Genomic DNA, 19,012 nt, shown 5'->3' with positions numbered 1-19,012 from the left:
TACGGGGTCCTCGCGGAGCCGTGTCGAGCCGGGGGCTCAGCTCACATCATGTCTTCGATCTCGCCGGCGATCGGGTCGGCGTCGGTGCCGATGACGACCTGGACGGCGGTGCCCATCTTGACGACGCCGTGGGCGCCGGCGGCCTTCAGCGCGACTTCGTCGACGAGGTCGGGGTTGACGACCTCGGTGCGCAGGCGGGTGATGCAGCCCTCGACCTCTTCGATGTTCTCGATACCGCCGAGCCCGGCGACGATCTTCTCAGCCTTGGTGGCCATGCGTTTCTCCCTGGGTGTTACGAAGAACGAGTCTCGGCGGCCGTGACCAACATCGTCCGCTTCGTCACGTTAGCTCACGGTTGGCCTATCCACGCGAGCACGAGCCGGACTTCTGCCGAATGATGACGATCAGCAGCAGCCTGCCCGCGACTGGTCTACACCAGTGTGCCGCAAGTGTTGCGACTGCCAAAACGGGCCGGGCCAGGGAGGACGCGATGAGCGCGAGCAGCGCCGCGGAAGCGCCGAGGAAGCAGTGGTGGAGCGGCTTGTACCCGGGGCTGCAGAAGATGGGGCGGAGCCTGCAGCTGCCGATCGCGGTCCTGCCGGCGGCCGGGCTCCTCAACGGGCTCGGGCAACCCGGCGTGTTCGGCTCCGAGGGCCTGAACTGGACGATCGTGTCCAAGGTGATGGTGGCCGCGGGCGGCGCGCTGCTGAACGCGGACCTCGGCCTGCCGCTCCTGTTCTGCATCGGCGTCGCGATCGGCATGGCCAAGAAGGCGGACGGCTCGACGGCTCTCGCCGCGGTGGCGGGCTTCCTCGTCTACCGGGGCGTGCTGCACGCGTTCCCCAACGACTGCCCGAGCGGCAGCAAGGCCGTGGGCGGCGGCTGCGTGGGGCCGGACAACACGTTCGTGGAGTTCACGTACCAGAACCCGGGGGTGTTCGGGGGCATCATCATGGGCCTGCTGGCGGCCTGGTTCTGGCAGCGCTACCACCGGGTGAGGCTGGTCGACTGGCTGGGCTTCTTCAACGGCCGCCGGCTGGTCCCGATCATCATGTCGTTCGTGGCGATCGGTTTCGCGGCGCTGTGCCTGTGGGTGTGGCCGCCGGTCGGCAGCGCGCTGGAGAACTTCTCGGACTGGCTGGTGGGGCTGGGCTCCTGGGGCGCCGGCATCTTCGGCGTCGCCAACCGCGCGCTGCTGGTGATCGGCCTCCACCAGTTCCTGAACGTGCCGGTGTGGTTCCAGTTCGGCAGCTACACCAAGCCGGACGGGACGACGGTGCACGGCGACATCAACATGTTCCTGGCGGGCGACCCGGACGCGGGGCAGTTCCTGAGCGGCTTCTTCCCGATCATGATGTTCGCGCTCCCGGCGGCGGCGCTGGCGATCACGCACTGCGCGAAGCCGCAGCGGCGCAAGGAGGTCGGCGGTCTGATGCTGTCGGTGGCGCTGACCTCGTTCGTCACGGGGATCACCGAGCCCCTGGAGTACTCCTTCCTCTTCGTCGCACCGGTGCTGTACGTGATCCACGCGCTGCTGACGGGCGTCTCGATGGCGGTGACGTGGGGGCTGGGGGTGCACGACGGGTTCAGCTTCTCGGCGGGTCTGATCGACTACGTCATCAACTTCGGGCTGGCGACGAAGCCGCTGCTGATCATCCCGATCGGCCTCGCGTTCGCCGTCGTCTACTACGTCGTCTTCCGCTTCGTGATCACGAAGTTCGACGTCCCGACCCCGGGCCGGGAGTCGGACGAGGAGATCGCCGCGATGCAGGCGGAGAACACCAAGGCGTAGAACCCGGCACAATACGCAGGGGAAGCGGCTTCCGGGCCTTATGTCTCGTCCCCCCAGGTCCCTTGGATCCTTCGATCCGGGGGACCTTCGTCACGTGGTCGAGAGCACAGGAAATCGAAGGTTCCTTATCTAACCCCCACCGTGCTACAACTGGTCTACACCACCGAATGGTGTAGACCATGCGCCTGCCGAGCAGCCGTGGTCACTCTCTCTGAGACGTCGCCGTCCCCCTTTCTTCCGGTCCCCTGGCGACGCCTTGCCCAATGGAGGAAGTTGATGACTACGGCTACCGCCGCACCGGCCAAGAAGCCGGGTGCCGCGCTGCTGCAGGGCATGCAGAAGGTCGGCAAGGCCCTGCAGCTGCCCGTTGCCGTCCTGCCGGCCGCGGCGATCCTGCTGCGTCTCGGCCAGGACGACGTGTTCGGCAAGGACGGGCTCCACTGGGGCAAGGTCGCCACGGTGTTCGCCTCCGCCGGTGACGCCGTCTTCTCCAACCTGGCGCTGCTGTTCTGCGTCGGTGTGGCGATCGGCTACGCCAAGAAGGCCGACGGCTCCACCGCCCTCGCCGCCCTCGTCGGCTTCCTCGTCTACAAGAACGTGCTGACCGCGTTCCCCATGGACGGAAGCGTCACCGAGCTGCTGCCCAAGGGCAAGCCGCAGGACCCGGGCGTGCTCGGCGGCATCATCATCGGTCTCGTCAGCGCGATGATCTGGCAGCGCTACCACAAGACCCGTCTGGTCGACTGGCTCGGCTTCTTCAACGGCCGCCGCCTGGTCCCGATCATCATGGCCTTCGTCGGCACCCTCTTCGGTGTCTTCTTCGGCCTGGCCTGGGGCCCGATCGGTGACGCGCTCGGCAGCTTCAGCGAGTGGCTGATCGGTCTCGGCTCCGTCGGCGCCGGCATCTACGGCGTGTTCAACCGCGGTCTGATCCCGGTCGGCATGCACCAGTTCCTCAACACCTTCTTCCAGCAGCAGGTCGGCTCCTTCACCAAGGCCGACGGCAGCATCGTCACCGGCGAGATCCCGCGCTTCTTCGCGGGCGACCCGACCGCCGGCCAGTTCATGTCCGGCTTCTTCCCGATCATGATGTTCGGCCTGCCGGCCGCCGCCATCGCCATCGCGCACTGCGCCCGCCCCGAGCGCCGCAAGGTCGTGATGGGCATGATGATCTCGCTGGCCCTGACCTCCTTCGTCACCGGTGTCACCGAGCCGATCGAGTTCACCTTCCTCTTCCTCGCGCCGCTGCTGTACGCGGTCCACGCCGTCCTGACCGGTATCTCCATGGCCGTCACCTGGGGCCTGGGCGTCCACGACGGCTTCGGCTTCTCGGCCGGCCTGATCGACTACCTGCTGAACTGGAAGCTCGCCACCAACCCGTGGATGATCATCCCGATCGGCCTGGCCTTCGGAGCCGTCTACTACGTGGTCTTCCGCTTCGCGATCACCAAGTGGAACCTCCCGACGCCGGGCCGCGAGTCCGACGAGGAGCTCGCCGAGCTGCTCAAGGCCGAGGCCAAGTAGGCCGCACGCCCCACTGCGCACAGGAGCCCCCGCTCTCCCGGAAGGGAGGGCGGGGGCTCCCGCGTTCCGCGCGCCGCGCGTCAGACCTCGTAGACGGCGCCCGGCCGCGCGAGCTCCACGGGGCCGTCGTAGACCGCCCGCGCGTCGGCCAGGTTCCGCTCGGCGTCCGTCCACGGCCGGATGTGCGTCAGCACGAGCCGCCCCACGCCGCCGCCGCGCGCGTACTCGCCGGCCTCGCGCCCGTTGAGGTGCAGGTCGGGGACGTCCTCTTTGCCGTCCGTGAAGGAGGCCTCGCACAGGAACAGATCGGCGCCGTCGGCCAGCGCCGCCAGCTCCGGGCAGGCACCCGTGTCCCCGGAGTACACCAGCGAGCGGCCGCCGTGCTCCACCCGGATGCCGTACGACTCCACCGGGTGGCTGACCCGCTCGGTGCGCACCGTGAACGGGCCGATCTCGAAGCCGCCGGACTTCAGGGTGCGGAAGTCGAAGACCTCGCTCATCGAGCGCTCGTCGGGGACGTCCTCGTAGGCCGTGGTCAGCCGCTGCTCGGTGCCCTCGGGCCCGTAGACGGGGAGGGCTCCGCAGCGGCCGCCTTCGTGCCGGTAGTAGCGGGCGACGAAGTACGCGCACATGTCGATGCAGTGATCGGCGTGCAGGTGGCTCAGGAAGATCGCGTCGAGGTCGTAGAGACCGCAGTGGCGCTGGAGCGCGCCGAGGGAGCCGTTGCCCATGTCGAGGAGCAGCCGGAAACCGTCGGCCTCGACGAGATAGCTCGAACATGCCGAATCCGCGGACGGGAAGGACCCCGAACAGCCGACGACGGTGAGCTTCATGGAGCGTGAACCTCCGTGGACGGTCCGTGGACGGAATGCGGGCCGTGCGTGGGTCGAGCGTAAGGCGCGAAACCTCCGGTCGCTCCTCCGCGGCAGGCCGTTGTGGGGGGAATCACCTGCGCTGTCACCCAGGGGAGCGACAGGGGGGACGGGTGTTGCCGCGCCGGGGCCCCGGGGCGCGGCTACGGTCGGAATATGGACACGTCCTGGTGGCCCGCCGTGCTGGCGGCGGTCGCCGTGGCGGTGGTGGTGCTGATCCCACGGCGGGCGCGGCCGGTCCGCCGGGCCCCCGGCGGCCCCCACGGGCCGGGGCCGCCGCCCTCCGTACGGGCCGGTGAGCTGTGGTGTCTGGCCGACGGCCGGCCGTGCCTGGTGCTGTCGGTGCCCCGGCACGGGGAACGGGCGCGGGTCGCGTGGATCACCGGGAAGTACGACGACCGGCGCCCCGGGGTGATCCCGCTGCCGCCCGGGGTCGTGGGCTCCCAGGGGCGGGTCTCCTTCCTGGAGGCGGACCGGCCGGAGGAGGTGTCGCTGTGGGAGTTCGGGACGCGGACGGGGACGGTGGACCCGGTGGTGTGGGACGAGGCCAAGGGGCTGGGCGGCGGAGCGGGGTGATCCGGCTGCGGCGCGTCTACGATCCCCCCGAGCCGGGGGCGGACGGGGTGCGGGTGCTGGTGGACCGGCTGTGGCCGCGGGGGCTGTCGAAGGCGGCGGCCGCGGTGGACGAGTGGCCGCGGGCGCTGGCTCCGTCGACGGAGCTGCGCAAGTGGTTCCACGGGGGTGGCGGCGCCGCGGAGTTCCGGCGGCGCTACGAGGCGGAGCTGGCGGAGCCGGAGGCGGCGGCGGAGCTGGAGCGGCTGCGGAGCCTGGCGGGGCCCCTGACGCTGCTGACCGCGGTCAAGGACCCGGGGGCCGGCCACGCGGCGATCCTGGCGGAGCACCTCGCGGGGTGACGGCCGTAGCGGTGCGTGCCGCTGCGCGGTGCGAGGCCCCGCCCCGACCTTCGCCCGTTCCCCGGGGGCTCCGCCCCCAGACCCCCGCGGGGTCCGGGGCTTGCCCCGGGGAACGGGCGGAGGGCGGGTAGGGGACCTCGCCCCGCGCAGCGCGGGCCGGGACGGCTACGCCCAGAGCTGGCCCTGGAGGACCTCGATGGCCTCTTCCGTCGTGGCCGCCGTGTAGACGCCCGTCGAAAGGTACTTCCAGCCGCCGTCGGCCACGACGAACACGATGTCCGCCGTCTCCCCCGCCGCGACCGCCTTGCGGCCGACGCCGATCGCCGCGTGCAGCGCCGCGCCCGTGGAGACGCCCGCGAAGATGCCCTCCTCGCGGAGCAGGTCGCGGGTGCGGGTGACCGCGTCCGCGGAGCCGACCGAGTAGCGGGTCGTCAGGACCGAGGCGTCGTAGAGCTCCGGGACGAAGCCCTCGTCGAGGTTGCGCAGGCCGTAGACGAGGTCGTCGTAGCGCGGCTCGGCGGCGACGATCTTCACGCCCGGGACGTGCTCGCGCAGGTAGCGGCCGACGCCCATCAGGGTGCCGGTCGTACCGAGGCCCGCCACGAAGTGGGTGATGGAGGGCAGGTCGGCGAGGATCTCGGGGCCCGTGGTCGCGTAGTGGGCGCCCGCGTTGTCCGGGTTGCCGTATTGGTAGAGCATCACCCAGTCGGGGTGCTCGGCCGCCAGTTCCTTGGCCACCCGCACGGCGGTGTTGGAGCCGCCCGCCGCCGGCGAAGAGATGATCTCGGCTCCCCACATCGCGAGAAGGTCCCGGCGCTCCTGCGAGGTGTTCTCCGGCATCACGCACACGATCCGGTAGCCCTTGAGCTTCGCGGCCATGGCGAGCGAGATGCCCGTGTTGCCGGAGGTGGGTTCCAGGATGGTGCAGCCGGGGAAGAGGCGGCCGTCCTTCTCCGCCTGCTCGACCATGTGGAGCGCGGGGCGGTCCTTGATCGAGCCGGTCGGGTTGCGGTCCTCCAGCTTGGCCCAGATGCGTACGTCCGCCGAGGGCGACAGACGCGGCAGCCGGACCAGCGGGGTGTTGCCGACCGCCGCGAGCGGGGAGTCGTAGCGCATTACTTCGAGCCGCCGGCCACGGCCGGGAGGATGGTGACGCTGTCGCCGTCCTTGAGGGCGGTGGAGATGCCGTCGAGGAAGCGGACGTCCTCGTCGTTGAGGTAGACGTTCACGAAGCGGCGCAGCTGGCCGCCGTCGACGATGCGCTCCTCGATGCCCTTGTGGCGGGTCTCCAGGTCGGCGAGCAGGTCGGCGAGGGTCGCGCCTTCACCGTTCACGGCCTTCTCGCCGTCGGTGTAGGTGCGGAGGATGGTGGGGATGCGGACCTCGATGGCCATGGCGGCGGGCTCCAGTGTCGGGAGGGCGAGATAAGGGAAGTGCGGGCGCGCGGCTCTTGCGGCCCCGCACGGGGGCCGGGGTGCTCAGGCGGCAGGACAGATGGCGCTGGCGAGGCGGCACAGGTCGACGTGCAGCCGCGCCACGAGCAGCAGCCTGCCGGGCGTCTCGATGCTCACGTCGTGGGAAACCATGCGGTCATGTTAACGATTCCCGGTCCCCCGTTTGGAGTGTGATCCCGCATCGTGGACCACATCCGCTCGCATACTGGTCAGTAGCCCTCGACGACCTGCACTTCTTCCTCCGTGATCACTCCGTCGACGATCCGGTAGGACCGGAACTGGAACTCGCCGAGGCCGTCCTGGTCGGCCGTGGAGACCAGGACGTAGTGCGCTCCGGGCTCGTTGGCGTACGTGATGTCGGTGCGCGAGGGGTAGGCCTCGGTCGCGGTGTGGGAGTGGTAGACGATCACCGGCTCCTCGTCGCGGTCGTCCAGTTCGCGGTAGAGCTTCAGCAGATCCTTCGAGTCGAACTCGTAGAACGTGGGCGAGCGGGCCGCGTTGAGCATGGGCACGAACCGCTCGGGGCGCCCGGTACCCGCCGGGCCGGCCACGATGCCGCACGCCTCGTCGGGGTGGTCCTTGCGGGCGTGCTCGACGATCCGGTCGTACAGGTCCTGGGTGAGGGTCAGCATGAGCGACAGGATAAGCAGACGGGCCCTCCCGTACCGAGGAGCGGTACGGGAGGGCCCGAATGATGGACACGAGGCCCGTGGGGGCGTGCTTCCCGGCCGTGGCAGGCGGCCGGGACCCACGGTCCGGGGGCGGTGCTCAGGCCGACTGCGAGGCCTTCTCCGCCTTGTTGAAGGCCGCGCCGCTCGGGTTGCGCTTCTTGAGGACGAGGTAGGAGGCGCCGAGGATCAGGCCCCACAGCGGCGCGCAGTACAGCGAGACGCGGGAGTCCTTGTCGACGCCCATCATCACGATGACCATGCCGATGAAGAGCAGGGCGAACCAGCTGGTCCAGGGGGCGCCGGGGGCGCGGAAGGAGGACTGCGGCAGCTCGCCGCGGTCGGCCTTGGCGCGGTAGCGGATCTGGCAGACCAGGATCATGATCCAGGCCCACATGCCGGAGATGGTGGCGAAGGAGACGACGTAGTCGAAGGCCTTGCCCGGGGCGACGTAGTTGATCCAGACGCCCACCAGCATCAGCGCGGCGGAGAAGGTGGTGCCGACGAGCGGGGTGCCGCTCTTGGTGAGCTTGGTGAAGAACTTCGGGCCCTGGCCGTTGAGCGCGAGGTCGCGCAGCATGCGGCCGGTGGAGTACATGCCCGAGTTGCAGGAGGACAGCGCGGCGGTCAGCACGACGAAGTTGACGATCGCGGCGCCGACGCCGAGGCCCATCTTCTCGAAGGCCAGCACGAAGGGGCTCTCGCCGGCCTTGAAGTTCGACCACGGGATGACCGACATGATCATGATGAGGGCGCCGACGTAGAAGACGGCGATGCGCCACGGCACGGTGTTGATGGCCTTGGGCAGGGTCTTCTCGGGGTCCTTGGACTCGCCGGCGGTGACGCCGACCAGCTCGACCGCGAGGAAGGCGAACATCACGATCTGCAGGGTCATCAGCGTCTCGCCGATGCCGTTGGGGAAGAAGCCGCCGTTGTTCCACAGGTTGGAGACGGAGGCGGTGTCGGCGGCGTCGGAGAAGCCGATGGTGAGGATGCCGGCGCAGATCAGGATCATGCCGACGATGGCGGTGACCTTGACCATGGAGAACCAGAACTCCAGCTCACCGAAGAGCTTCACGGAGATCAGGTTGGCCAGGTAGAGGATGACCGTGAAGATCAGCGCGTAGGCCCACTGCGGGAAGCTGTCGTGGGTCCAGTACGACATGTACTTGGCCGCCGCGGTGACCTCGACGATGCCGGTGACCACCCAGAACAGCCAGTACGTCCAGCCGGTCGCGTACCCCCAGAACGGGCCCAGGAACTCGCGGGCGTAGTCCGAGAAGGAACCGGACACGGGGCGGTACATGAGCAGCTCGCCCAGCGCCCGCATGATGAAGAAGATGACCAGGCCCGCGATGGCGTAGGCCAGGATCAGGCTCGGGCCCGCCTTGGAGATCGCCTTGCCGGCGCCCATGAACAGGCCGGTGCCGATGGCTCCGCCGATGGCGATCATCTGGATCTGGCGGGCTCCGAGTGCGCGGTGGTACCCCTCGCCCTCGCCCTGCGCGCCCTCACCGGGCGTCTTGTCGTGCTGCTCGACCTGCACAGAGGTCATGTCTTGGTGCGCCTTTCTCCACGCCGACCCGCGCCTTCACTGGCTGCGGATCGGGTCCTCGATCCCCCCGGATACGGATGGAGTTGCACGCCGGCGGTCAGCCGGTTCAAGCGGGCCGGGGGACATGGGTGGCGTCCCGTCGGCGGTCGTGAAGATTTATCACGTGCTTATGGGTGACCGAGGAGTCGAAATGTGACGCACGGCATAAAAAAATCCAGACATAGGGCATGGAACAGATCAGATCACCACATGGCGGTGATCTGATCGTTATCCGGATTTGAGCGTCCGCTGAGCGAACCTCGCGTGGCCGTTGCGCGGCTAAAGGGTCTCGATGAGCGTTTCCTGCAGGCCGCCGAGCCAGAGGTAGGCCATCACCATCGGCTTGCGCGGATCGTCGTCCGGAAGGCGGAAGAGCACCGCGCTCTCGTCGTCCTCGGTGATGTCCAGGCGCGCCGCGATGGTCAGCCGCAGGTCGTTGAGGGCCCCGAGCCAGCGCAGCGGCAGCTCGTCGGTCAGCTCCAGCAGCGCCGCGCCCTCCCCGTCCGGGGCGAGGGCGTCGAGGCTGCGCACCACGGCCAGCGCGTCCTCCCGCTTGCGGGTGCGCAGGTCGTTCTCGGTGAAGCGGCGGAATTCCGCCGAGCGCGCCCGCAGCTCCTCCTCGCTCTGCCCCCCGTCCGCGCCGGGGCCCCCGTAGGCGTCGGGGAAGAGCCGGGCCAGCGCCGGGTCGGAGGGGGGTTCGGTGGGGCCGTCGGAGGCGAAGAGCACGGCCAGCGGGTCGGCGTCCGCCGCGGGCTCCGGCTCGCCGGGGCCGATCAGCTCCAGCAGCTGCACGGCGAGGGAGCGCAGGATCGAGATCTCGATCCCGTCCAGGGCCAGGGTGGCGCCGCCGCCCTCGCGGGTCTCGAACACGCCGCCCATCAGAAGCGGTCCTGCGAGAGGGTCGCCCAGAGCCCGTAGCCGTGCATGGCCTGCACGTCCCGTTCCATCTCCTCGCGGGTGCCGCTGGACACGACCGCCCGGCCCTTGTGGTGGACGTCCATCATCAGCCGGGTCGCCTTGTCCTTGGGGTAGCCGAAGTACGCCTGGAACACGTACGTCACGTAGCTCATGAGGTTGACCGGGTCGTTGTGCACCAGGGTCACCCACGGGACGTCGGGTTCGGGGACCGCGAAGGTCTCTTCGGCCGATTCGGTGCGTTCGATCTCAATGGGAGCAACACTCACTTGTCCCATGCTGCCACTGCAAGGGGTCCGTCGCACAAACGGGCCCCTACATCTCGTCACTTTGACGAGATGTGCGCTAGCATCCGTGACATGAACCCTGCGGACCTGGGCCTGCCGGTGGACGTGCCGTCGACAGCGCTCTTCACGGACCATTACGAGCTCACGATGCTGCAGGCCGCCCTGGCCAACGGCACCGCCGACCGGCGCTCGGTCTTCGAGGTCTTCACCCGGCGGCTGCCCGAGGGCCGGCGCTACGGAGTCGTCGGCGGCACCGGGCGCGTGCTGGACGCCGTCGAGAACTTCCGCTTCGACGGCGCGGTGCTGGAGTTCCTGCGGGAGCGGGCCGTCGTCGACATGCGGACGCTGGACTGGCTGGCCTCGTACCGCTTCTCGGGTGACATCTGGGGCTACCCGGAGGGGGAGGTCTACTTCCCCGGATCGCCGCTCCTGCGGGTCGAGGGCAGCTTCGCCGAGTGCGTGCTGCTGGAGACCGTGATCCTGTCGATCCTCAACCACGACTCCGCCATCGCCGCCGCCGCCTCCCGGATGGCCTCCGCCGCCGGCGGGCGGCCACTGATCGAGATGGGCGCACGGCGCACCCACGAGCTGGCCGCCGTCGCCTCGGCGCGGGCCGCGTACGTGGGCGGCTTCGCCTCCACCTCCGACCTGGCGGCCGGCTTCCGGTACGGGATCCCGACGGTCGGCACCAGCGCGCACGCCTTCACCCTCGTGCACGACAACGAACGGGACGCGTTCACCGCCCAGGTGGCCTCGCTGGGCCGGGGCACCACCCTGCTGGTGGACACCTACGACGTGGCCGAGGCCGTCCGCACCGCCGTGGACGTGGCGGGCACCGACCTGGGCGCCGTCCGAATCGACTCCGGCGACCTGCTGCTGGTCGCGCACCGGGTGCGCCAGCAGCTGGACGAGCTCGGCGCGGTGAACACGCGGATCGTGGTCACCTCGGACCTGGACGAGTACGCCATCGCCTCGCTGGCGGCGGCGCCGGTGGACGCGTACGGGGTCGGCACCCAGCTGGTGACGGGCAGCGGGCACCCGACGTGCTCGATGGTCTACAAGCTGGTCGCGCGGGCGGTCTCCGCCGACCCGAAGGCCGCCCTGGCCCCGGTCGCGAAGAAGTCCACCGGCGGCAAGACCTCCATCGGCGGGCGCAAGTGGGCCGCGCGCCGGGTGGACGCGGACGGGATCGCCGAGGCGGAGGTCGTCGGCACCGGCCCGGTGCCGGCCGCCCTCGCCGACCACCAGCTGCTGACCCAGCTCGTCAAGGCGGGCGAGGTGGTGGCCCGCGAGCCCCTGGAGGCCGCGCGCCGGCGCCACCTGGCGGCCCGCGCCGCGCTGCCCCTCTCGGCGACGCAGCTCTCCCGTGGCGAGGCCGTGATCCCGACGGAGTACGTCTGAGCCGCCGGACGGAGTGGGCGGGGGCCCGTTTCGGGTAGGGGCGGGGCGGGGGAAGAGCCCCCGCAGGGCCCGCCGCACACCAACCAGCCGAAAGGCATGTGACATGCACCGCGCACTGATCGTCGTCGACGTACAGAACGACTTCTGCGAGGGCGGCAGCCTCGCCGTCACCGGCGGGGCCGACGTCGCCGCCGCGATCACCGAGCTGATCGGGCAGAGCACCGCCGGCTACCGGCACGTGGTCGCCACCCGGGACCACCACGTCGACCCCGGTCCGCACTTCGCGCGGCCCCCGGCCGAGCCCGACTTCGAGACCTCCTGGCCGGTGCACTGCGTCGCCGGGACCGAGGGCGTCGGCTTCCACCCGAACTTCGCCCCGGCCGTCGCCTCCGGCGCGGTCGCCGCCGTCTTCGACAAGGGCGCCTACGAGGCCGCGTACAGCGGTTTCGAGGGGGCCGACGAGAACGGCGTGACGCTCGCGGACTGGCTCCGCGAGCGCATGGTGAGCGAGGTCGACGTGGTCGGCATCGCCACCGACCACTGCGTGAAGGCCACCGCACTCGACGCGGCACGCGCCGGGTTCGCCACCCGCGTCCTGCTGGACCTCACGGCCGCCGTGGCCCCCCACACCACCACCCGCGCCCTGGACGAGCTGCGCACGGCGGGCGTGGCCCTGACGGGCGCCGACCCGGGCCGTCGCTGACGCGGGACGGCCCGGGGCCCGGGCGGGGCCCCGGCAGGGCCCTGCGGCCCCCGGCGGGGCGGCCACGGGCCTCCTGCGGCCCCGCGCGGCCGCGGCTAGGCGTTGCCCAGGAGGGCGCGGATCGGGTGCCAGAGTTCCGTCGCCCGGTCCGGTGCGCACCGCCACAGCAGGCCGTCGGGGTGGTGGAGGACGGCCGTGACCTCGTCCGGGGTCGGCGGCTGGGCGTTGCCGCGCAGGTAGACGGCCCGCATGCCGAGGTTCCGCAGCCTGGTCAGGGCGCGGGCCCGGTTCGCGGCGTGCACCAGCACGCGGACGTTACCGCCCTCTCCGGTCGGCCGCGGCAGCGTCAGCGCGACCACCACGCTGCCGCCCGGCAGTCTGACGAAACCTCCACCTGGCATGATCTTCAGCTCCCCCGTCAATAACAAAACTCGCACCCGCATCTAAACGCGATCGGCCGCCGCCCGCTAGAGGGCGACGGCCGATCATGCTGTGACCTGCGGTTTTACGGAGTTACTTGGTGGCGGGGCCGACCTCGACCGTCATCTGGAGGCCGTCGTAGGTCTCCTTCGCGATCTTGATCTTGGTGTTGGTGTCAGTGACCTTCACCGAACCGGTCGGGTTCTCCTCGTACCAGTACTTGCCCTTGTGGTCGTCGAAGACCAGCTGGGCCGGCTTCGGCTTGACGAAGAGCGCCTCACCGTTCTTGTGCAGGGTGAACGCGTCCGTCGAGTAGGCGCTGAACGGGGCGTCGTACGGCTGGATCTTGTTGCGCAGCAGGGTGCCGTCCGACCACTTCATCGGCTTGGCGTTGGCGTCGATCGGCAGGATCAGACCGGAGCCCGGGTGCTGGCTGGTGTTGTTGTCCTTCTGGGAGGTGTCCCAGAGCCACAGCAGCAGGCCGTCCTGGTACGGGTAGTGCTCGACCCAGCCCGGCTTGGTGTTGGAGAAGCCGAAGTTGTACGGGCCGACCTTGAGGGTCGAGTCGTACGAGACGTAGCGGCGGTTCTCGGCCAGGTAGTACTGCGCGTACTCCTTGGTGAAGCCGGCGCCCTGGCGGGAGAAGCCCTTGGCGGTCCAGCCGTTGTCGCCGTTCTCCGCGCCGTCGGCGAAGACGGTGGCGCCGTCCGCGGTCAGGTTGAGGGCGTCGGCGGCGAAGCCCTTGCCGCCCGCGCCGCCGTCCGTCTGGTAGCGGAAGCGGAGGTCGACCTTCTTGCCCGCGTAGGCGTCGAGCGGGAAGTTCAGCGACTTCCATGCGCCGGAGACACCGGTCAGCGACGGGCTGCCGGAGGCGTCGGACGGGATGGCCGCACCGTCGGCGGTGCCGTGCAGCGCGGTCCAGGTGGCGCCGCCGTCCGTGGACACCTCGGTGTAGAGGAAGTCGTAGTCCTGCTCGATGTCCCACCAGCCCTTGAGGGAAAGGGCGGCGGACTTCTTGCCCGTCAGGTCGACGGAGCGGGTGAGGGTGTTCTTCAGGTCGTCACCCATGTTGCTCCACCACTGCGAGGAACCCTCGGCGGGAGCGACGATGTCGGTCTTGACCTGCTTCTTCGGCAGATCGACGAGCAGCGCCTGCTTGTCCTTGGTGTTGTACGCCGACACACCCAGCTTGTGGGTGGACTTCGTCGCGGCCTTGGCCTTGTCGAAGTTCAGCCAGCCCAGCTGCAGCTTGTCCCAGGCGGTCATGTCGCCGGGGACGTTGCCTATGGACTCCTTGCCGTCGCCGAGCCAGGAGCCGGCCGACATCAGGGACCAGAAGCCGACGGAGTTGTCGCCGCCGCCGGAGGTGTCGTAGAGGTCCGGCAGACCGAGGTCGTGGCCGTACTCGTGCGCGAAGACGCCGAGGCCGCCGTTCTCCGGCTGCATCGTGTAGTCGCCGACCCAGATGCCGGTGTCACCGATCTGGGTACCGCCGGCCTTGTTGTTCGCCGGGCCGGTCTTGCCGGCGTCGGTGCCGTACGCGTACCAGCGGTGCGCCCACAGCGCGTTGGTGCCCTGCACGCCGCCGCCGGCCGACTCGTCCTCGCCCGCGTGGACGATCTGGAAGTGGTCGATGTAGCCGTCGGGCTCGTTGAAGTTGCCGTCGCCGTCGTAGTCGTTGCGGTCCCACTGGTCGTACTGCGCCAGCGTGGCCTTGATCTCGGCGTCGGTCTTGCCGGCCTTCTTCTGGGCCTCCACCCACGCGTTGACGCCGTCCTTGACGGTGTCCCACACGTTGGAGCAGTTGGTCTGGCCGCAGTAGTTCGAGCCGTAACGGGCCTCGTTGTACGGGATCTTGACCCAGTCGGCGACCTGGCCGTCGACGGAGTAGCGGCCCGAGGAGGTCTTCTCGTAGTAGGTCTTCAGCGAGTCCTTGCCCTGACCGGTACCGAAGTACAGGTCCTGGAAGTGCTGGCGGCTGTAGTCCTTCTGCCAGGCCGTGCTGTTGTTGTTCGCGCGGTCCGGCTGCGCGATCTGGTTGTGCAGCGGGCCGGGGGTGCCGCCGTACTTCGGCGCGGGCGGCTTCGGGCCGTCGGGGCCGTCCGGGTCGAACATGGTCGTGTTGTCGACCTGGTCGCCGAACTCGACGAGGATCGTGAAGATCTTGTCGGTCTTCTCGCGGCCCAGCTCGACGTACTTCTTGTCGTCCAGCTTGACGACCTTCGAGGCGCCGCGCTGCTCGACGTCCTTCTTGCCGCTCAGCACCTGCTCCAGGGCGGCCTTCTTCTGCTTCGCCTGCTGCTCGCTGAACGGCCCCTTGAGGTCGTGGTCGACGAGCTTGGCAGGAGCGGTCGGGTCCTGCCGGTCGGAAGCGGAGACGCCGGGGCCCTTGGTGTCCGCCTGGGCCGCGGTGACGGTGAAGAAGGTGGCGCTGGTCGCGCAGGCGGCCATGGTCACACCGATGGCCAGGGTGCGCAGGGTGCGTCGTCTGACGATATTGCCGGTCACTTGATGTCGTTCCCCTCCCGCGGCCGCAACGTAGGTCGGAACATCTCCATAGGAGCGGGGGGTTCCGCGCGGCGCGCGTCTCAAGTGACGACATTTGACCGGAGAGTCTAAAGAAAAGACAGACCTTGACTTCTTCCTTACAACTGCACTATGCGGTCAAGGAGTTCCGCTATTCGGACGTTCCGCCGCCAACAGGGGTCATCCAGGGCGAAGGGCGCTCCACGGGGGCCGGTGACGGCGCATCACGTGAACCCGTGCGCCCCCCGTGCTGCGACACCGTGGGTAAGGTCACGCTTACTTCAGGTGCGGCTCGGGCATCCCGTCCTGGAGTCACTTGACGCGCGACCGGTCGAGCCGGCTCCCCCTCCCCGCCTTGAGGACGGAACACGCCATGCCGCGTCCGACTGCCGCACAGCTCGCCTACGGCTCCGCCACCGTCATCGTGTCGACGATCGCCATGCTGCTGCTCTCGCAGACGAGCACGGGGCTCGGCGTCGCCGTCATCTCCGCGGCCGCGCTCGCCCTCGGGCTGCTGGTCGCGCTCACCGTGCCGCAGCCGCGCCGTCGCGGCCGGCACGCCGCTGGGCGGACGGGGCGGGCGGCCGCCACCGCCACCGCCCCGGACGCCCACCGGGTGCCCGAACCGCGAACGGTCCCCGCCGAGCACCCCGTCCGCCTCTGAGCGGACACACCGGAGCGGACACACCGGAGCGGGAACACCGGAGCGGGCGGCCACCCCCGGAGGGACGGCCGCCCGCGCGGACCCGTGCGCGTACGCGCCTAAGTCGTCTTGACCACCACGGTCTTGGCCACCTTGTCGTGCAGGCCCTGCCGGTACGGTTTGTCGACGAGCATCGACACGATCAGGGCGAGCGGCCACAGGCAGAAGCAGCACACCAGGGTCGGGATCCAGAGCAGGGCGGCCCGGCCGAGCGAGGGGTTCGACGGGGGCACGCTGCCGTCGTTCAGCATCGCGACGCGCAGGCCCAGGGCCTTCTTGCCGACCGTCTGACCGCTCTGCTTGGTCAGCCACCAGTCGTAGCCGACGTACGCGACGATCGAGACGAGCGTCCACAACAGGCCCGAGCCGTTGTACGACTTCGTGATGACCTCGCTGACGTCCTCCCCCTTGTTCGTGTCGACCACGTACCGGTTCCTGCCGAACGGCAGCTGGATGAGGAACAGCGGCACCCCGACGATGAGCACGTCGATGACGCGCGCCGCGAGCCGCCTGCCGAAGTCGGCGAGCGGGGGCATCCCGGCGAGCGGGTCGGGCATGCCGTAGCCGCCTCCCCCGCCGTACGGGTCTCCGCCGCCGCCGTACGGGGGCGGAGGCGGGGGCGGGGGGTATCCGCCGCCCGGGGGCGGGGGCGGCGGGGGCGGGCTGCCGCCGCCGGGGGGCGGAGGCGGTGAGCCGTACGGCGAACCACCCGACGGAGGCGTCGGTTCCTGGGGCTTCTTGAGGAACGGGTCGTCCTCGGGCGGCTGGCCCGGCGGCGGCTGGTCGGTACTCATGGCCCGAGTCGAACCCGGGTCCGCGGGGTCCGCAACGGGACGGCGTCCGTTCGGGGTACCGGCCCCCGGCGCGGCCCCGCCGCGGCGGTCACCGGGCCACGTACGTCCCGGCGGCCCGGTCGTGCCAGGCCCGGCGGCGGGGGCGGTCCACGAGGCACCACAGGCTCCCCGGGAGGCCGAGCAGGGCGTACACCAGCCAGCGCCGCAGGGCCGCGCCGAAGGCCGGCGGACGCAGGGTGGCGGCGGCCAGCACGCGGACCCCGAACAGCTTCTTGCCCGGGGTGCGGCCCCAGCGGGCGGTGGGCAGCGCCTCGTAGAACACCCCGAAGACGAGGACGGCCGCCAGGACCAGACCCAGGTAGCCGGTGATGGTGCCGTCGAGCAGCCACACCGTGGTGGTCCGCCCGCTCGCCCGCGCCTCGTCGACCTTGACCTGTACGTGGGCCGTCGCCTCCGGTACGAGGGGCAGCGCGGCGGCCGTCGCGACCCCGGCGAGGACGAGGGAGTCCACGGCGCGGGCCAGGGTCCGGCGGACCAGCCCGGCGGGACGTACGGCGCGCTCGGCCATCTCCTCGAAGACGGCCCGGGTCGCCTCCGCGGGAGGGACGGGGGCGGCGGCGGGGGCGGCGGGGGCGCGGTCCGCGCCACGGGGCTCGAACCCCGAGGGGGCCGCGGCGGGGACTGCGACGGGGACTCGGCCGCCTCCTCGCGCGTTTCCGGGCGGGGCCCGGCGGGGGCCGGGCGAGCGGCCGCCGGAACGTTCCCCGGGCTCCGGCCGGCATCCCGCGGCTCGAACGCCGAGGGGGCCGGCGGGGCCGAGGGGGCTGCCGTGGCGGACGGGACCGAGGGGGGCCACCCCCCGTACGGTTCGGCCTCGGGCGGGGCCGGATGCGGGTGGGCAGGGTGGGGGTGGGCCGGCTGGGCCGGGCCCCGTACCTCGGGCGGCGCCACGGGCCGCGGCGCGCTCCGCGCCCGGGGTGCGGACGGGGCGGCCTCCGGCCAGCTGGAGGTGAGGCCCGAGGCGCCGGCCCCCGGGGCGTCGGGCCAGGCCGGCGGGCGGGCCGAGAGGATGCCCGCGCTCTCCACCGCGGCCTGCGCCGGAAGCTGCCGGGCGGGGGCGGGGGCCGCGGGAGCCGTGGCGGGCGCGGGCCGGGCCAGGGAGATCCCCCCGGGCCGGTGCTCCGGTTCCGCCGGGCCGCCGCCCCAGGAGACGCGCACGTCGCGGGGGCCGCCGAAGCCGGCCTGGTGGAGGGGGTCGGCCTGCCAGCCCGCCGGATCGGAGTCCGCTCCGGGTCCCGGTCCCGGTCGGGGGACGGCGCCGGGGCCGGGGCCGGGGCCGGTCCGCGGCCCGGTCAGCACCTCGGTCGCGGAGGTCTCGTCGAGGAACACCGGCCCCGTCTCGTCCACGGGAGCGGGTCCGGACACCGACGCGGAAGCCGGAGCCGACGCGGGAGCCGACGCCGACGCGAACGCCGCGGCGGGCACCGCGGCGGGGGCGGGCACCGCGGCGGGGGCGGGCACCGGGGCGACGGACGCGGCGGGGCGGCTCGTACCGGGGACCCAGGCAGCGCCGTTCCAGTACCGGACGTACCCGGGGATGGACGGATCGGGGTAGTAGCCCTCGCGGGCCGCGCGCTCGCCGTCACCAGGGGAGGCCGTCAATGTCCCCAACTCCGATCGTGGCTTGAGGATTGTGCAGGGGAGGACCCAAGGGGAGGACCATAGCCAAGAACCCCCTCCCGACAGGTCCGGTAACGGGAGATTCCAAGCCTTCGGGCGAACGTCACCCCACCCGATTGTTTTCGGTCAGCCGATAGGTTTCGGCCAACTTCGCGTTCGGTGCCGAAAGTCGCGTCATACCCGGGCGCATCGGCGCTCTCTGCGGGTGTGGGGCCGTTCCGGCTCCGCACCCGCAAGCGAAGCACCGAAGCGAGGCCGCCATGCACCACCCCGTCATCGAACGCGAACTGGAACTGAAGCTGGTCCTGTCCCCCGAGCGGAGCGTCCCCGTCCCCGCCAGGCTGCTGTACCTCACGGACGACCCGTTCGCCGTGCACGTCACCTTCCACACCGGCTCCAGCGCCCCGGTCAACTGGACTTTCGCGCGCGAGCTGCTCGTCGAGGGGGTGTTCCGTCCGTGCGGGCACGGAGACGTCCGGATCTGGCCCACGAAGATCGACAACAGGGCGGTCCTGTGCATGGCGCTCAGCTCCGCCGACGGCGACGCCCTGCTGGAGGCCCCGGCCGGATCGGTGTCGGCGTGGCTGGAGCGGACCCTGCGCGTGGTGCCGCCGGGGACCGAGGCGGACCGGCTCGGACTGGACGCGGCGCTGGCGGAGCTGCTGACCCCGACCCCGGCGGACGACCTGTGGCTGCGCGACCCGTGGCCCTCGGACGAGTCGGCGGACGGTGACCTGTGATGCGCACGCCCGACGACCGCACCTC

21 protein-coding genes are annotated in these 19,012 nt (G+C 71.0%); 8 read left to right on the top strand and 13 right to left on the bottom strand.

Going from position 1 to position 19,012, the window contains the following annotated elements; all coding sequences use genetic code 11:
• Nucleotides 1-41 precede the first annotated feature (41 nt).
• Nucleotides 42-275, bottom strand: coding sequence for a glucose PTS transporter subunit EIIB (locus ACEPPI_RS03475; protein ID WP_373913764.1), 234 nt, complete (start codon nucleotides 273-275; stop codon nucleotides 42-44).
• Between the two features lie 215 nt (nucleotides 276-490).
• Between ACEPPI_RS03475 and ACEPPI_RS03470 the strand changes: the two genes are divergently transcribed.
• Entirely contained in the window at nucleotides 491-1,792 is a 1,302-nt protein-coding gene (locus ACEPPI_RS03470) for a PTS transporter subunit EIIC (RefSeq protein WP_373913763.1), read from the top strand.
• Between the two features lie 276 nt (nucleotides 1,793-2,068).
• Nucleotides 2,069-3,316, top strand: coding sequence for a PTS transporter subunit EIIC (locus tag ACEPPI_RS03465; RefSeq protein WP_373913762.1), 1,248 nt, complete (start codon nucleotides 2,069-2,071; stop codon nucleotides 3,314-3,316).
• Nucleotides 3,317-3,396: 80 nt separating this feature from the next.
• On the opposite strand, the gene ACEPPI_RS03460 is transcribed toward ACEPPI_RS03465, so the two are convergent.
• On the bottom strand, nucleotides 3,397-4,149 hold the full coding sequence (locus ACEPPI_RS03460) for an MBL fold metallo-hydrolase (RefSeq protein ID WP_373913761.1): 753 nt from the start codon (nucleotides 4,147-4,149) through the stop codon (nucleotides 3,397-3,399).
• 195 nt (nucleotides 4,150-4,344) lie between these two features.
• Here ACEPPI_RS03460 and ACEPPI_RS03455 point away from each other — a divergent pair, with 195 nt between their 5' ends.
• Both ACEPPI_RS03455 and ACEPPI_RS03450 read left to right on the top strand, forming a co-directional pair.
• Nucleotides 4,345-4,764: a hypothetical protein gene (locus tag ACEPPI_RS03455; protein ID WP_373913760.1), complete on the top strand. Its 420-nt coding sequence runs from the start codon at nucleotides 4,345-4,347 to the stop codon at nucleotides 4,762-4,764.
• Nucleotides 4,761-5,102 (top strand): DUF488 domain-containing protein, encoded by a 342-nt coding sequence (locus ACEPPI_RS03450; RefSeq protein WP_373913759.1) that lies wholly within the window; start codon nucleotides 4,761-4,763, stop codon nucleotides 5,100-5,102. Before ACEPPI_RS03455 ends, ACEPPI_RS03450 begins: the two co-directional genes overlap by 4 nt.
• A 165-nt stretch (nucleotides 5,103-5,267) precedes the next feature.
• Here ACEPPI_RS03450 and ACEPPI_RS03445 read toward each other — a convergent pair whose 3' ends face one another.
• The 7 genes from ACEPPI_RS03445 to clpS all read right to left on the bottom strand — a co-directional run bounded on the left by ACEPPI_RS03445 (nucleotide 5,268) and on the right by clpS (nucleotide 10,011).
• Nucleotides 5,268-6,218, bottom strand: a complete 951-nt coding sequence (locus ACEPPI_RS03445) for a cysteine synthase (protein WP_266839271.1) — start codon at nucleotides 6,216-6,218, stop codon at nucleotides 5,268-5,270.
• The gene (locus tag ACEPPI_RS03440; RefSeq protein WP_356217617.1) at nucleotides 6,218-6,496 is read right to left on the bottom strand and encodes a MoaD/ThiS family protein; all 279 of its coding nucleotides are present in this window, start codon (nucleotides 6,494-6,496) and stop codon (nucleotides 6,218-6,220) included. The genes ACEPPI_RS03445 and ACEPPI_RS03440 overlap by 1 nt, the downstream gene beginning before the upstream one ends.
• Nucleotides 6,497-6,580: 84 nt before the next feature.
• Nucleotides 6,581-6,688 carry a putative leader peptide gene (locus ACEPPI_RS03435; protein ID WP_311736929.1) on the bottom strand — a complete coding sequence of 36 codons (108 nt, stop codon included), beginning with the start codon at nucleotides 6,686-6,688 and terminating at the stop codon, nucleotides 6,581-6,583.
• 77 nt (nucleotides 6,689-6,765) lie between these two features.
• Nucleotides 6,766-7,188 carry a M67 family metallopeptidase gene (locus ACEPPI_RS03430; protein ID WP_356217615.1) on the bottom strand — a complete coding sequence of 141 codons (423 nt, stop codon included), beginning with the start codon at nucleotides 7,186-7,188 and terminating at the stop codon, nucleotides 6,766-6,768.
• Between the two features lie 136 nt (nucleotides 7,189-7,324).
• The gene (locus tag ACEPPI_RS03425) at nucleotides 7,325-8,779 is read right to left on the bottom strand and encodes an amino acid permease (RefSeq protein WP_373913758.1); all 1,455 of its coding nucleotides are present in this window, start codon (nucleotides 8,777-8,779) and stop codon (nucleotides 7,325-7,327) included.
• 318 nt (nucleotides 8,780-9,097) lie between these two features.
• Nucleotides 9,098-9,697, bottom strand: coding sequence for a DUF2017 domain-containing protein (locus tag ACEPPI_RS03420; protein WP_373913757.1), 600 nt, complete (start codon nucleotides 9,695-9,697; stop codon nucleotides 9,098-9,100).
• The gene (gene clpS, locus ACEPPI_RS03415; RefSeq protein WP_030239090.1) at nucleotides 9,697-10,011 is read right to left on the bottom strand and encodes an ATP-dependent Clp protease adapter ClpS; all 315 of its coding nucleotides are present in this window, start codon (nucleotides 10,009-10,011) and stop codon (nucleotides 9,697-9,699) included. Before clpS ends, ACEPPI_RS03420 begins: the two co-directional genes overlap by 1 nt.
• 81 nt (nucleotides 10,012-10,092) lie before the next feature.
• On the opposite strand from clpS, the gene ACEPPI_RS03410 reads away from it, so the two are divergent.
• Nucleotides 10,093-11,421 carry a nicotinate phosphoribosyltransferase gene (locus ACEPPI_RS03410; RefSeq protein WP_373913756.1) on the top strand — a complete coding sequence of 443 codons (1,329 nt, stop codon included), beginning with the start codon at nucleotides 10,093-10,095 and terminating at the stop codon, nucleotides 11,419-11,421.
• Nucleotides 11,422-11,524: 103 nt separating this feature from the next.
• A complete protein-coding gene (locus tag ACEPPI_RS03405) occupies nucleotides 11,525-12,124 on the top strand; it encodes an isochorismatase family protein (protein WP_373913755.1) in 600 nt (199 codons plus the stop codon).
• A 95-nt stretch (nucleotides 12,125-12,219) separates the two neighbouring features.
• Here ACEPPI_RS03405 and ACEPPI_RS03400 read toward each other — a convergent pair whose 3' ends face one another.
• Nucleotides 12,220-12,525 carry a hypothetical protein gene (locus ACEPPI_RS03400; RefSeq protein ID WP_266839281.1) on the bottom strand — a complete coding sequence of 102 codons (306 nt, stop codon included), beginning with the start codon at nucleotides 12,523-12,525 and terminating at the stop codon, nucleotides 12,220-12,222.
• Nucleotides 12,526-12,637: 112 nt separating this feature from the next.
• On the bottom strand, nucleotides 12,638-14,995 hold the full coding sequence (locus ACEPPI_RS03395) for an immune inhibitor A domain-containing protein (RefSeq protein ID WP_373913838.1): 2,358 nt from the start codon (nucleotides 14,993-14,995) through the stop codon (nucleotides 12,638-12,640).
• 448 nt (nucleotides 14,996-15,443) lie between these two features.
• Between ACEPPI_RS03395 and ACEPPI_RS03390 the strand changes: the two genes are divergently transcribed.
• Entirely contained in the window at nucleotides 15,444-15,734 is a 291-nt protein-coding gene (locus tag ACEPPI_RS03390) for a hypothetical protein (protein ID WP_373913754.1), read from the top strand.
• A 98-nt stretch (nucleotides 15,735-15,832) separates the two neighbouring features.
• On the opposite strand, the gene ACEPPI_RS03385 is transcribed toward ACEPPI_RS03390, so the two are convergent.
• The gene (locus ACEPPI_RS03385; protein WP_373913753.1) at nucleotides 15,833-16,567 is read right to left on the bottom strand and encodes an RDD family protein; all 735 of its coding nucleotides are present in this window, start codon (nucleotides 16,565-16,567) and stop codon (nucleotides 15,833-15,835) included.
• An 88-nt stretch (nucleotides 16,568-16,655) separates the two neighbouring features.
• Nucleotides 16,656-17,135: an RDD family protein gene (locus ACEPPI_RS03380; protein ID WP_373913752.1), complete on the bottom strand. Its 480-nt coding sequence runs from the start codon at nucleotides 17,133-17,135 to the stop codon at nucleotides 16,656-16,658.
• 1,372 nt (nucleotides 17,136-18,507) lie between these two features.
• On the opposite strand from ACEPPI_RS03380, the gene ACEPPI_RS03375 reads away from it, so the two are divergent.
• A complete protein-coding gene (locus tag ACEPPI_RS03375; protein WP_373913751.1) occupies nucleotides 18,508-18,987 on the top strand; it encodes an SsgA family sporulation/cell division regulator in 480 nt (159 codons plus the stop codon).
• Nucleotides 18,988-19,012 lie beyond the last annotated feature (25 nt).

The organism is Streptomyces sp. AB3(2024) (genome assembly GCF_041862025.1).
Taxonomy (GTDB): domain Bacteria; phylum Actinomycetota; class Actinomycetes; order Streptomycetales; family Streptomycetaceae; genus Streptomyces.
Note: the sequence above shows the minus strand (reverse complement) of the source record. Positions and strands in the feature narration are given on the sequence as shown.